Origin of the sequence: Flavobacterium sp. WC2421 (assembly GCF_040822115.1) — a bacterium.
Taxonomy (GTDB): Bacteria; Bacteroidota; Bacteroidia; order Flavobacteriales; family Flavobacteriaceae; genus Flavobacterium.
Map to the genome: position 1 here is coordinate 2082738 of NZ_CP162004.1, position 14092 is coordinate 2096829.

At 35.6% G+C, this 14092-nt stretch carries 11 protein-coding genes; 7 read left to right on the forward strand and 4 right to left on the reverse strand.

Translation table 11 applies throughout. The features are described from left to right. Window positions 1–75 precede the first annotated feature (75 nt). From AB3G33_RS08995 to AB3G33_RS09005, 3 genes are all read left to right on the forward strand, one after another. A complete protein-coding gene (locus AB3G33_RS08995) occupies window positions 76–561 on the forward strand; it encodes an acetyl-CoA carboxylase biotin carboxyl carrier protein subunit (RefSeq protein ID WP_367768424.1) in 486 nt (161 codons plus the stop codon). A gap of 100 nt (window positions 562–661) precedes the next feature. Beyond that, window positions 662–2101, forward strand: coding sequence for an acetyl-CoA carboxylase biotin carboxylase subunit (accC, locus tag AB3G33_RS09000; protein ID WP_367751941.1), 1440 nt, complete (start codon window positions 662–664; stop codon window positions 2099–2101). Between the two features lie 51 nt (window positions 2102–2152). Continuing rightward, window positions 2153–3694: an acyl-CoA carboxylase subunit beta gene (locus AB3G33_RS09005; RefSeq protein WP_367768428.1), complete on the forward strand. Its 1542-nt coding sequence runs from the start codon at window positions 2153–2155 to the stop codon at window positions 3692–3694. Window positions 3695–3745: 51 nt separating this feature from the next. On the opposite strand, the gene AB3G33_RS09010 is transcribed toward AB3G33_RS09005, so the two are convergent. Together AB3G33_RS09010 and AB3G33_RS09015 are read right to left on the reverse strand one after the other, a co-directional pair. Then, complete coding sequence (locus AB3G33_RS09010) at window positions 3746–4240, reverse strand: nuclear transport factor 2 family protein (protein WP_367768431.1); 495 nt, start codon at window positions 4238–4240, stop codon at window positions 3746–3748. A gap of 51 nt (window positions 4241–4291) precedes the next feature. Then, on the reverse strand, window positions 4292–4744 hold the full coding sequence (locus AB3G33_RS09015; RefSeq protein ID WP_367768434.1) for a DUF3291 domain-containing protein: 453 nt from the start codon (window positions 4742–4744) through the stop codon (window positions 4292–4294). Between the two features lie 310 nt (window positions 4745–5054). Between AB3G33_RS09015 and AB3G33_RS09020 the strand changes: the two genes are divergently transcribed. The 4 genes from AB3G33_RS09020 to AB3G33_RS09035 all read left to right on the forward strand — a co-directional run bounded on the left by AB3G33_RS09020 (window position 5055) and on the right by AB3G33_RS09035 (window position 11056). Continuing rightward, on the forward strand, window positions 5055–6149 hold the full coding sequence (locus tag AB3G33_RS09020; RefSeq protein WP_367768436.1) for a GDSL-type esterase/lipase family protein: 1095 nt from the start codon (window positions 5055–5057) through the stop codon (window positions 6147–6149). Continuing rightward, window positions 6139–7518: a sialate O-acetylesterase gene (locus AB3G33_RS09025; RefSeq protein ID WP_367768439.1), complete on the forward strand. Its 1380-nt coding sequence runs from the start codon at window positions 6139–6141 to the stop codon at window positions 7516–7518. The genes AB3G33_RS09020 and AB3G33_RS09025 overlap by 11 nt, the downstream gene beginning before the upstream one ends. 160 nt (window positions 7519–7678) lie before the next feature. Continuing rightward, window positions 7679–9973: a beta-glucosidase BglX gene (gene bglX, locus AB3G33_RS09030; protein ID WP_367768442.1), complete on the forward strand. Its 2295-nt coding sequence runs from the start codon at window positions 7679–7681 to the stop codon at window positions 9971–9973. 126 nt (window positions 9974–10099) lie between these two features. After that, a complete protein-coding gene (locus AB3G33_RS09035; protein WP_367768444.1) occupies window positions 10100–11056 on the forward strand; it encodes an aldo/keto reductase in 957 nt (318 codons plus the stop codon). Between the two features lie 57 nt (window positions 11057–11113). Here AB3G33_RS09035 and AB3G33_RS09040 read toward each other — a convergent pair whose 3' ends face one another. Both AB3G33_RS09040 and AB3G33_RS09045 read right to left on the reverse strand, forming a co-directional pair. Continuing rightward, window positions 11114–12673, reverse strand: coding sequence for a glycoside hydrolase family 28 protein (locus AB3G33_RS09040; RefSeq protein WP_367768447.1), 1560 nt, complete (start codon window positions 12671–12673; stop codon window positions 11114–11116). Window positions 12674–12764: 91 nt separating this feature from the next. Then, window positions 12765–14054 (reverse strand): cellulase family glycosylhydrolase, encoded by a 1290-nt coding sequence (locus AB3G33_RS09045; protein ID WP_367768450.1) that lies wholly within the window; start codon window positions 14052–14054, stop codon window positions 12765–12767. Between the last annotated feature and the right edge of the window lie 38 nt (window positions 14055–14092).

The following is a 14092-nucleotide window of genomic DNA, read 5'->3' on the forward strand; positions in this document are numbered from 1 at the left end:
TAGCATAAAACTTTTCTTTTTCTTTTACGAAAACGTTTTCTTTTACTTATTTTTACCACCATAAAAATAATACTAATGAGTGATAGTTATAAAGTAAAAGTAAATGATTCTTTTTCATTTGATATTAATAAAGAAGAAGTTTCAAAACTCGATGCTGTAAATTTGGATTCCAATTCTGTCCATATTTTACATAAAAACAACCCTTATAAAGCAGAAATTGTAAGTTCTGACTTTCTTCAAAAAACGTATACTGTAAAGGTCAATAACAACTCTTATGTTGTGGCAATCTCTAATCCGTTGGATGTTTTGATTAAAGATATGGGATTTGAAGTTGGACTCACTAAACAAGTCAATTTCATCAAAGCACCTATGCCTGGACTAATTCTAGAAATCAGTGTAGTGGTTGGACAAGCGGTACTTGAAAATGATAATTTAATCATTTTAGGTGCTATGAAAATGGAAAATAGTTTCCTGTCTCCTCGTGATGGTGTTATAAAAACAATTTCGGTTGTGTTAGGAGATGCTGTTGATAAAGGGCAGTTGTTAATTGAATTTGAATAAAGTTGTAAGAAACAAGAAGAAAGAGGCAAGAAAATAGTTAGAGAGGATTTATATTGAATCTAGCAGCGTAGCGGTCTTTCGTCTTTTATCTAAAAAAAATATGAAAAAAATATTAGTTGCCAATAGAGGGGAAATTGCTATTAGAGTAATGAAAACCGCCCGTAAAATGGGGATTAAAACAGTTGCAGTATATTCAACTGTAGATAGAAATGCACCACATGTAAAATTTGCTGATGAAGCGGTTTGTATTGGAGGAGCTCCTTCTAGTGAATCCTATTTGTTAGGAAGTAAAATCATCGAAGTGGCCAAATCTTTAAACGTGGATGCGATTCACCCAGGGTATGGATTCTTGAGTGAAAATGCTGATTTTGCCGAAGAGGCCGAAAAAAACAATATCATCTTTATTGGTCCCAAGTCGAAAGCAATTCATATCATGGGAAGTAAGCTAGCAGCCAAAGAGGCTGTTAAAAAATACAATATTCCAATGGTTCCTGGTTATGATAAAGCCATTACCGATGTGGAAAAAGCCAAAGTTGTAGCTAAAGAAATAGGTTTTCCAATTCTAATAAAAGCGTCAGCTGGTGGTGGAGGTAAAGGAATGCGTGTAGTAGAAAACGAAGCCGAATTTGAATCTCAAATGGATCGTGCAATTAGCGAAGCTATTTCTGCTTTTGGAGATGGTGCTGTTTTTATAGAAAAATATGTGGGTTCGCCAAGGCATATAGAAATCCAAATAATGGCTGACAGTCATGGAAATATTTTGTATTTATTCGAAAGAGAATGTAGTATACAAAGACGTCACCAAAAAGTTATCGAAGAAGCACCTTCCTCTGTTTTAACACCAGAATTGCGAAAAGAGATGGGTGAAGCTGCCGTTTTAGTAGCTAAATCTTGTGATTATCTTGGAGCAGGAACGGTGGAGTTTTTATTGGACGAAAATAATAATTTTTACTTCTTAGAGATGAACACCCGCTTGCAAGTAGAGCACCCAGTTACTGAATTAATCACAGGAACTGATTTAGTCGAACTACAAATTAGAGTCGCTAGAGGAGAAGAATTATCAATCAAACAAGAAGACCTGAAAATAAAAGGACATGCGATGGAATTGCGTGTCTATGCCGAAGATCCTATGAATGATTTTCTACCTAGTGTAGGTCATTTGGATGTTTACCAATTGCCTGTTGGCAAAGGAATTCGTGTAGATAATGGTTTTGAGCAAGGAATGGATATTCCTATTTATTATGATCCAATGCTAGCAAAGTTGATTACCTATGGAGAAACACGTGAGGAAGCTATTCAAATTATGCTAGAAGCCATAGATGGTTATCAAGTAGAAGGAGTAGAAACAACATTACCTTTTGGGAAATTTGTCTTTGATCATGAGGCGTTTCGTTCTGGAAATTTTGACACCCATTTTGTAAAAAAATATTACAACGCGGATTTGTTGAAAAACCAATTGGCTCAGGAAGCTGAAATTGCTGCTATGGTAGCATTAAAACACTATTTTGAAGATCAAAAAATCGTAAGATTACCAAATTGATTTTTAAAGAGTTACAAATAAAATTTGCGAATTAGCGGTAAAAAAAACAGTATGCAAGACAAAATAAATACATTAAAAGATAAAATTGCTCAAGCTCATTTGGGCGGAGGCACAAAGAGGATAGCAAAACAACATTCGAATAAAAAATTAACGGCAAGAGAGCGTGTTAATTATTTAATGGACGAAGGTTCATTTGAAGAAATTGGAATGTTGGTAACACACCGAACTACCGATTTTGGAATGGAAAAGGAAATGTATTACGGGGATGGTGTCATCACCGGGTACGGAACAATAAATGGACGATTGGTTTATATTTTTGCACAAGATTTCACCGTTTTTGGAGGTTCGTTATCCGAAACACATGCCGAGAAAATTTGTAAAGTTATGGACATGGCAGTCAAAATGGGTGCGCCTATGATTGGACTGAATGATTCCGGTGGAGCTCGTATTCAAGAAGGGGTTCGTTCTCTAGGAGGTTATGCTGATATTTTTTATAGAAATGTGCAAGCTTCGGGTGTTATTCCACAAATTTCGGCTATCATGGGACCCTGTGCTGGTGGAGCGGTATATTCGCCAGCAATGACGGATTTTACGATGATGGTCGAAGACACCAGTTATATGTTTGTAACAGGTCCTAATGTGGTAAAAACGGTAACTAATGAAACGGTAACTTCGGAAGAATTAGGAGGTGCGAGTTCGCATTCAACTAAATCGGGTGTGGCGCACATCACTTCTACAAATGATGTCGAATGCCTAGAAGATTTGAAACGTTTGTTGAGTTATTTGCCACAAAGCAATAAAGAAAAAGCACATAATTTACCTTATGAATTAAAGGATGAGGTTCGTACTAAATTAGCAACTATTATTCCCGAAAATCCCAATAAACCGTACGATATGCACGAGGTGATTGGTGGAATAATCGACGAAGATTCATTTTATGAAATTCATAAAAATTATGCCGAAAATATCTTGGTGGGTTTCGCTCGACTAGGAGGTAAAAGCATTGGAATTATAGCCAATCAACCGATGGTTTTAGCAGGTTGTCTGGATGTGAATAGTTCAAAAAAAGCGGCTCGATTTACCCGTTTTTGCGATGCATTTAATATTCCATTATTGGTTTTGGTAGATGTACCAGGATTTTTACCAGGAACAGATCAAGAGTGGAATGGAATTATAGTTCATGGAGCCAAATTATTATATGCTTTAAGCGAAGCGACGGTGCCTAGAGTTACTGTGATTACTCGTAAAGCCTATGGTGGAGCTTATGATGTGATGAATTCCAAACACATTGGTGCCGACATGAATTTTGCTTGGCCTACTGCAGAAATTGCGGTTATGGGGGCAAAAGGAGCCTCGGAAATTATCTTCAAGAAAGAAATTCACGATGCCAAAGACCATGAAGCTAAATTGTTGGAAAAAGAAGCGGAGTATGCTGATTTGTTTGCCAATCCATATACAGCAGCACAACGTGGTTTTGTAGATGAGGTAATCCTACCGCAAGATACTAGACGAAAATTGATAAAAGCGTTTAGTATGCTCGAAAATAAAGTAAGCGTAACTCCCGATAGAAAACACGGGAATATTCCTTTGTAAAAGAATGATAAGAATAGAAAAAACCATTCGCCACGGCGAATGGTTTTTTGTTTAATGTAAACTAACCACTTTTGTTATAGTCCATACATTATTATCATTTTTCCAAAAAATGATAAATTTACTAGCATGTGATGGCGTTCCTTCTTTCTCCCTATTATTATGAAATTTATGCAGTCCCATTTCTATTGCTCCAAAATCTTTGATGGGATAAACCTCAATGCTTCCTTTTACTAATTCCCGCGTTACTTTACCGCAAATATTTTTTTTAGTACCATCAATTAGTTCTTGTTTAACAGTGCTTAATCCCCCTTTGTCATGGTAAAACTCAATATTGTCCGCGTATATTGCTGCCTGCTTATCTAGATCACAGGTATTGTACGCTTGGAAAAATGTACTATCCATGGCAACTATGGTATTGTAGAGTTCTAGATTGTCTGGAATGTATTGGTATGCTGGTTCTTTAGTAGTGTACTTTTGAGCAGAACATACAGCTGTTGTAATTCCAAATAAGAAAATTAAAAAACAGGGTAGGCTATAGTTTTTCATAATTTATTTTAAATATTTGTAAGTGAATAAATAAGGCTTTTTAAATACGACTTAAAAAGGTTTTGTAAATTTTTTTCTAAAATCAAAAACGATTTCCGAAGCTCCATTTTCCTGCAAATAATCTAATTTTTCTTTTGCATTATATAGCGTTGGGAATTCCCCTTTTTTGATCCACCACATTGCAGTATATACTTTGCCAAAAGTTTGAAACCATTCTTTTCTTCTTTTCAAAAACTCAGTATGGAAAGTTTTATAAACGAAATTTTCCAATGATTCTAGGTTTTCCCAAACGGAAACATTTACAATAATTTGTTCGTCATTATACGGGTTCAATGAAGTCGCATTATTTGTATCATCTTTTAGTCTCCAAACAAATCCGGCACTGCTTTCAGCCAGTTCATTAACGGAATCTAAATTATCGACAAACTCTTTCATTATTGGGTCATTAATTGCAACTCCCTTCATTTTTGCAATATTAATCTCTGCAATTTGGTATTCTGCCATAGAATTATTTTTTCGTTATTTTTTTTGTTGATAATGTGATTGATTGGAGACTAAATTATGCATTTATTTTTGAATTTTATCTAATGATTTAGATATATAACTATTTGTATTTTTATTATTTTAATAAGAAAATCGATAACTTTAAAATTAATTACGCGTTTTTTTTACCAAAAAGGAGTGACAAAGAAGGAGTCTTTGTGTAGAAACTACATAATGATATTTTTACATTGCTATTTGACATTTTAGTATCTTTAATAAATAGACAAAATAGATAAGTTTGTGACATATGTTTTTATTTAACCCATAAATTATGATTTTGAAAAAATGTAGGTTTTTAATTTTATTCTTATCAGTTTCTGTTTTTTCTATGGCGCAAGATGCCAAGGTGAAATCTAGTTTTTATCACTATTCAGGGAGAGTCGAATTACAAGACAATAATAAAGTAATCTTGATTAGTGCAGCTTCATCTGTTTCCTTTGATTTTGTTGGAAAGACGTGTGAAATATTTTTACAAAATGTAACAGACCAACATAGTTTTATTGCCTTAGAATTGGATGGGAATTATATAGGCCGAATTCGAATCGAAAAAGGGATAGCTCAGACATTTCCTGTAAAAGTTACTACCAATAAAAAAACACACCACCTTGCCATTTATAAAGCAACCGAAGCTTCAACAGGTGGGGTTATGTTCATAGGAACTACTGCAAAATTGATAAAAAGCACCACGCCAAACCGAAATAAAATTGAATATATAGGTGATTCTATTACCTCTGGATTTGGAAACGACACGGCCGAAATTCCTTGTGGGACGGGAGGTTGGTTTGATCAGCATAATGGATATTGGGCCTATGGAGCTATAGTTGCTCGTAGTTTAAATGTAGATTATGTATTGAGTTCTGTTTCTGGGTATGGGATGTATCGCAACTGGAATGACGATCATAAAGAGGAGCCTAATATTCCTGATGTATATGAAAATTTGAATTTGGATACCAATACTTCAAAGCCTTATGATTTTGCTTTCCAGCCTGATTTAGTGAGTATTTGTTTGGGAACAAATGACCTCTCAGATGGTGATGGTAAAAAAGAAAGGTTACCATTTAGTGAAGATAAATACGTTTCAAATTATATCGCTTTTATCAAAACGGTATATCAACATACACCTAATACTAGAATTGTATTGTTGAACAGCCCTATGGTTTCTGGAGATAGAAATGTAGTATTAGTACGTTGTTTGAAAAAAGTAATTCAAGCTTTTGAAAATGATGCAGAACATAAAACCATTGCTTTATTTGAATTTCAATCGATGCAACCAAACGGTTGTGGTTCACATCCTGATATTGCCGATGACAAAATCATGGCAAGCCAATTGACTCCATTTTTAAAAAAAATACTAGATGAAAAATAATGTAATTGCTTTTATACTTTTTCTAACGCTTTCTTCTCCTGCTTTTGCAAATGTGACGCTACCCAATTTGTTTTCGGATAATATGGTGTTGCAACGCAATACCGAAGTTGCCATTTGGGGTTGGGCGAATCCACAGGAAGAAGTAGTTATCAGTCCAAGTTGGAATAATGAGGTGTATAAAGTTAAAGCTTCAAATCAAGCAAAATGGGAAATTAAAATACCTACTCCAAAAGAAGGTGGACCTTATACTATTTCCATAAAAGGATACAATGAGATTGTATTGAAGAATATTTTGATAGGCGAAGTTTGGATTTGTTCTGGACAATCCAATATGGAGATGTCAGCAGCTTGGGGAATTGAGAATGGTGATGAAGCAGTAAAAAAGGCAATGAATCCCAATATCCGATTTTTTTCGATACCTAAATTGACAGCTACTGCACCACAAAATAATGTGTCTGGTAATTGGACGGAATGTACGCCAGAGACCATGAAAAATTTTAGCGCTACAGGTTATTTCTTTGCCAAACGCTTACAAGAAGATTTAAAAAATGTGCCAATAGGTTTGATTTCGTCTAACTGGGGAGGTACGCCAGCGGAGATTTGGACACCGGAAGAAGTCATTCAAAAAGATGCCGTTTTACTTGAAAGTGCTAAAACTAGAAAAGAAGAAACCTATGGGCCAAACCAACCGGGACGCGCTTTTAATGCCATGATTTATCCTTTGGCTGGATTCAAAATTGCAGGTGTGATTTGGTATCAAGGAGAATCAAATGTAGGTTCATCGGTTTATGACAAAACCTTTTCGGCTTTGATTACTTCTTGGAGAAAGTTATGGAATTACGAGTTTCCTTTTTATTACGTGCAAATAGCTCCTTATCAATATGGAGAAGATCATTTTGGCGGAGTTGAAATTAGAAATGCGCAACGCAAAGTGTTGCAAGAAGTTGCTAATACAGGAATGGTATTAACAACAGATATTTCAACAATTGAAGACATACACCCAAAAGACAAGAAATCGGTAGGAACTCGATTGGCGAATTTAGCCTTAGTGAAAACCTATAAAACCAATACGGATTTGGTAAACGGACCACTATATAAAGACATTAAAATAGAAGGGAATAAAGTTATTGTTGCTTTTGATTATGCTGAAGGATTGCATTTTACAAATAAAAAATCAAATCAATTTGAGATTGCAGGTGCGGATAATGTGTTTTATACTGCAGAGGCTAGCATAAAAAACAATACGGTTATTCTAAAATCAAATAAAGTACCGCATCCTGTAAAAGTTCGTTTTGCATGGACAAATATTGCACAATCGAACTTATTTAATAAAGCCAATTTGCCTGCTTCGTCATTTTTGAGTGAATAATGGAAGTGATTATTGACAAAAAAACGCAGCTTAATTACGCAGATGCTGCGTGAGGGATAGTAGGTGATATCCTCGTAGCGCAGCGGAGAGATAAAGCCGAATAGCCCGACCCGAAGTTTTTACGAAGGGTCACGCCCAAAAAAGAAAACCAAAACAAACTATGAATACTAAAAGAATAATTACAACGGGGATTTTTGCCCTGATTACTATTGGAACTATGAATGCACAGAAAAAATCTTATTTAGATAATACAAAACCTACTGAGGAACGTATTAATTTGTTAATGAAACAAATGACACTGGAGGAAAAAGTAGGGCAAATGAATCAATACAACGGTTTTTGGGAAGTAACAGGACCGGCTCCAACAGGAGGGAATGCAGAACTAAAATACAAGCATTTGCGCGCTGGGTTAGTTGGATCTATGTTATCCGTTCGTGGAGTGAAGGAAGTAAAAGCAGTGCAAAAAATTGCTGTGGAAGAAACGCGTTTAGGGATTCCGTTAATCATAGGCTTTGATGTAATTCACGGGTATAAAACCTTGAGTCCAATTCCGCTTGCTGAAGCAGCGAGTTGGGATATGGAAGCGATAAAAAAATCGGCTCAGGTGGCTGCAGCCGAAGCATCGGCAGTGGGAATCAACTGGACTTTTGGACCAAATGTAGATGTATCTCATGATGCGCGTTGGGGGCGCGTAATGGAAGGAGCGGGTGAAGATGCCTATTTAGGAAGTAAAATAGCGATTGCTAGAGTTACCGGTTTTCAAGGCGATACTAGAGCTGATTTGTTAAGAGTAAACACAATTGCGGCTTGTGCCAAGCATTTTGCGGCTTATGGTTTTGCCGAAGCAGGGAAGGAATACAATACAGTAGATATTAGTAATTCAAGATTGTATAATGAAGTTTTGCCTCCGTTTCATGCGGCTACAGAAGCGGGAGTTCGTACGTTTATGAACTCCTTTAATATCCTGAATGGAATTCCTGCAACGGGAAACAGTTTTTTGCAAAGAGACATCCTGAAAGGGAAATGGAATTTTGATGGTTTTGTAGTTTCAGATTGGGCATCGGTAAAAGAAATGATAGTTCATGGTTTTGCCAAAGATGGTGCTGAAGCAACCGAGAAGGCGGTAAATGCGGGATCAGATATGGATATGGAATCGTATATGTATGTGGTTGAATTGGCTAATTTGGTAAGAGCTGGTAAGGTACAAGAAGTTTTAGTTGATGATGCGGTTCGAAGAATTCTCAGAGTGAAATTTGAGTTGGGATTGTTTGATGATCCGTATAAATATTGTGACGAAAAACGCGAGAAAGAAACTATAGGAAGCAAGGCTAATAATGATGGTGTTCTCGACATGGCAAAGAAATCCATTGTCTTGTTGAAGAATGAAAATAACCTACTTCCGTTACCAAAATCAGGACAAAAAATTGCTTTAATCGGTGCTTTGGCAAATGATAAAAACAGCCCATTGGGAAGTTGGAGAATTGCTTCAGATGATAATACCGCAGTTTCCGTTTTGGAAGGAATGCAACAATACAAAGGGAATCAATTGACTTTTGAAAAAGGAGCGGATTTGACGGTTGGGAAAACAGCTTTTGTAGATGAATTGGTTTTTAATACAACTGATAAAAGTGGATTTGATGCGGCCAAAAAAGCAGCAGCTACTGCCGATGTGGTAGTAATGGTGTTGGGAGAACATGGTTTTCAATCGGGGGAAGGACGTAGTAGAACGAATCTTGATTTGCCGGGTTTACAACAAGAATTATTAGAGGAAATATATAAAGTAAATCCCAATATTGTTTTGGTTTTAAATAATGGTAGACCTTTAGCTTTGCCTTGGGCAGCAGCACATATTCCAGCAATTGTAGAAGCTTGGCATCTGGGAACCCAAACCGGAAATGCCGTAGCGCAAGTTTTGTACGGAGATTATAACCCAAGTGGTAAATTACCGATGTCGTTTCCAAGAAACGTAGGGCAATGCCCTATTTATTATAACAATTACAGTACAGGAAGACCTACTAATGGAGAAGGAAATGTGTTTTGGTCTCATTATACTGATGTAGAGAAAACGCCACAGTTCCCTTTTGGTTTCGGATTAAGTTATACTACTTTTGAGTATAAAAACTTAAAATTAGATAAAACTGCTATTGCTTTAGGAGAAGAAGTAAAAGTATCTGTAGATGTTACTAATACAGGGGATTATGATGGTAAAGAAGTCGTGCAATTATACATTCATGATGATGTTGCTAGTTTAGCGAGACCGGTAAAAGAATTGAAAGGATTTGAATTAGTGGACTTGAAAAAAGGGGAAACTAAAACGGTAACCTTACCATTGACTGATAAAGAATTGGGTTTCTTTGATAATGATGGTAATTATCTGGTAGAACCAGGAACTTTTAAAATCATGGTAGGAGGAAGCTCAGACAAAGGGTTGGAAAGTGCTTTTGAAATAAAATAAAATTTTTAAAATACTATTAATAAACCCGACAGCTTAAAAAACAGGTCGGGTTTATTTGTATTATAAACATATGAATGCGAATTTTACGAATTATAAAATTGAAAATCAAATCTTTAAATTAATACAATGGAATACAATAGATGCGGAAAAAGTGGTTTATTACTGCCACAGATTTCTTTAGGATTATGGCATAACTTCGGTTCAGTAGATATTTTTGAAAACGGAGAAAATATTGTCAAAGAAGCTTTTGATAAAGGAATAACTCATTTTGATTTAGCCAACAATTACGGACCAATACCGGGTTCTGCAGAAACTAATTTTGGTAGAATTTTAAAGAATAATTTCCAAGGAAATTTACGTGACGAAATGGTGATTGCTACAAAGGCAGGATACAAAATGTGGGAAGGTCCTTATGGAGAATGGGGTTCAAGGAAATACTTAATATCAAGTTTGAATCAAAGTTTAAAGCGAATGAACCTCGATTATGTAGATATCTTTTATTCACATCGTTTTGATCCAAATACACCACTTGAAGAGACTATGATGGCATTAGATTATGCAGTACGAAGCGGAAAAGCTTTGTATGCAGGAATTTCTAATTATCCAGCGGAGCAAACGAAACAAGCAACTGAAATTCTGAAACAATTAGGAACACCTTGTTTAATTCACCAAGAAAAATATTCGATGTTTGTGCGCACCTGTGAGGAAGGGTTGCTGGACGTTCTAGAAGAAAAAGGAGTTGGTTGTATTGCTTTCTCACCATTGGCACAAGGATTACTTACCGATAAGTATCTAAAAGGGATTCCTGAAAATTCAAGGGCTTTTAATCCTAATGGACATTTGCAATCAGAAGAAGTATCTGAAGCTAAAGTTCAAAAGATAATAACGTTGAATGAAATAGCGAAAGAACGAAATCAATCTTTGGCACAAATGGCTTTGGCTTGGTTGTTAAAAGACAATAGAATCACTTCTGTTTTGATTGGCGCGAGTTCTGTGGGACAATTAAATAATAATATAGACAGTTTGCAGAATTTGGATTTCTCCGCAGCAGAATTAGCTGAGATTGAAAGTATTTTGGGATAATATATATAAAAAAGAGACGCACAATTGCGTCTCTTTATTTGATGTAATTTTAAAAGGTTAATTTTTTACGTTAATCTTTTTTGCAATAATTTTTTTATCTAAAACTAAGTCGGCATTTGTACCATTTTCAAGCAAAACAGGAACAGCCATTTTGTTTATTGGAGATGCGGATCCTTTAAAATTTGCAATACGTACATCGTTGAAATTATTAATTTCGATACCATTGGTAAAGTAAGGCATTCTGGTACCTGTCCAAGTTAATTTGAAGTCTTCAATAGTTAAGTTGTCAACATATTGTCCGTAAATTCCCGGAATGTCACGTTGAAAAAGCTGTTGTTTTTCATCCAGACATCCTCTTAAATCGATATTTCCGCCAGCTACATCGTTTAGTTTGCTGTCTACAAAATCAAAAGTTACATTTTTGAAATTGATGTTTTGAAGTCGGCTTTCTTCAGAACCATATACTAAAATTCCGTTTTCGGCTTTACAGTTTACGTTGCTAAAAGTCACGTTTTTGATTATGCCTAATTTTTCTGTTTCTGTACCAGCTACTTTTACTTTTCCGCGAACTGCCGAAATATGAATTGGTTCTCCATTTCCCCACCAATCGCCAGTTCTAAGCTTGGTTTCTATATTTACATTCGATACATTTATGTTTTCTAAGGAACCTTGATCTCTCAGAAATATCCCAATTCCTCTAGTTGAATTCGTAATATTACAATTGGAAATATTGATATTTCGAACCGAATTATGATCGAAATAACCTATTCTAATAGCACTTGAAGCAGATTGAAGATTACAATTTATAATATTAATATTTTCTGAAGAATGACGTAAATCTTTAAAACCGGGAACTTCAAAATGCGAAGCATACCCCACAACAATAATTGCATCGTCTCCTGTGCGAACATCACAATTACTAATCGTGATATTTTTTCCTGAAGTAATATCAATTCCATCTGCATTTGGCGCCAGCATATTGGTCCAAAGACGTATTCCGTCAATTAAAACACTGTCGCAATCGGCTATCAAAATAGTCCAGAAAGTAGATTGTGTTATGAAAACATCTTTTATAGTGACTCTTTTGCAATTACTGAAAATGATGGTTTGATAAGGTCTTTCTTTTGGTACAATTGGCCCGTCACCAATACTGCCATCCACCACTTTTCTGAAATTTTCTTTCTGGCGAGTGCCAGTAACGCCGCCCCATTCAATTTTTTTAGCTTTAGTTGCATCAAAAAATACACCGCCATTTGCATCAATATTTCCACTTCCAGAAATCGTAATATTTTCTGAATTCTCAGTAAAAAACATGCCGTAATGCACTCCGCTTACAGGAAGATAATCATTAATGTCAGCACTTCCTCTTAAAATTGCACCGCTTTCAAGATGCAGATTTACATTGCTTTTTAAGTTTACCGTTCCCATCATAAAAATACCTGCAGGCACATAAACGGTTCCTCCACCGTTTTTAAAACAAGTGTCGATTGTATTTTGGATAGCTTTGGTATTTATAGTTTTGGCATCGCCAATTGCTCCGTACTTTGTAATATCAAAAGTTTGTGCATTGGTTGAAAATGCAAAGCTGATGAATAGTAATATGATAATTTTTTTCATTTGATTTAATTTTAAAAAGTAACGGATTTAGTTGCAACTCAAAAGTTGTAATAGTACACTGCAGTACTTCTTTACATATAGAATTAAAAAGTTATTTCAATTTCAAATTGTACATTTTTACCAATTCCAATGTCAATTTATCCGAAGAAAAAACAGTATTCAAACCTTGTGGTTCTTGTGGAGGATCTGCAGTAAAAGTGTCTCCGATATTCCATTTTCCTGTAGCGTTAACGGCTTTTCCTTCGCCACCAAAGCCCCAGAAATTAATCCCTTGTAATGCCTCATTATTGTTGTGACTTTTCAGTAATCTTTCGAAGAAAGCTTTGTAAAATGTATTTCTATCCACTACGTAGGAATTTGGCAATAGACTTTCATTGGCTCTTGGTAATCCAAATTCTTCAATTACAATAGGTTTTCCTAATTTTTTTGCCACCGCAATATGGTCATTAATATATTGTGTGGCTTTTTCAATCGCAACTGGTAAAGTAGTTTTCGCATCATCAGCTTTGAACCAACCCCAGTTTTTCGGCCAAATATGCATCGTCAAATAGTCAATTTTTGGATTGTTATGGGTACGCTCAAAAGTAGCCAAATCATCATTCGAGCCTGCTTTTCCTTCAGAACCTGTCGAAATCAAATGGTTGGGGTCTAAACGGTCAATCAAATCAACAGTTTTATTCAGCCAAATTGTAAATTTTCCTTCATTTTCAATACTTTGTACACGAGGTTCATTACCTACTTGCCAAGCCATAATCGCATTGTCCTGGGTATATTTTTTATTATTATAGGCATTTGTTCGTCCCAAAATATACTTGATATGATTCTCAAAAGCCACCATACACGGTTCACAACTGTGGTATTGCTTTATATAATCCATAAATTGAGGCCAAGTGTTGGGTTTAATGTTCGGATTTGGAATTTTTCCGTAGCCATTCCATTCTAAATATTGTGACATACCGCCTGACCATTCCCAGTTGTTATTCAAATATAAAACCGCATACATGTTGCGTTTTCCCATTTCTGCAATCAAGAAATCCAAGCCATCCAATAAATCGGCATTGTATTTTCCTTGTTCGTATTGCAAAGCCGGACTAACGGTATAATCATACGTTCCGCCATCAGCTCCTACTAAAATTCGAAGATTGTCTATTCCGTTTTTTTTCATTAAATCCAGTTCGCGAAGCAATCGTTTACGATCACCCACTTTTTTGGAACCCAGTAAACTGCCATACCAATAATTGGTGCCAACATACGAATACGGTTTATCACCTTTGTAAAATTGCGTCCCTTTTACGGTTATTGGCGCTTGTTTTTGTGCCGAACAAACAGTTGCCGAAACACAAATAGCGAGCAGCATTATTTTTGAAACTAAATTCTTCATATTTTTTTATTTAGGAGCTATTTCCAGCTATACGTTGC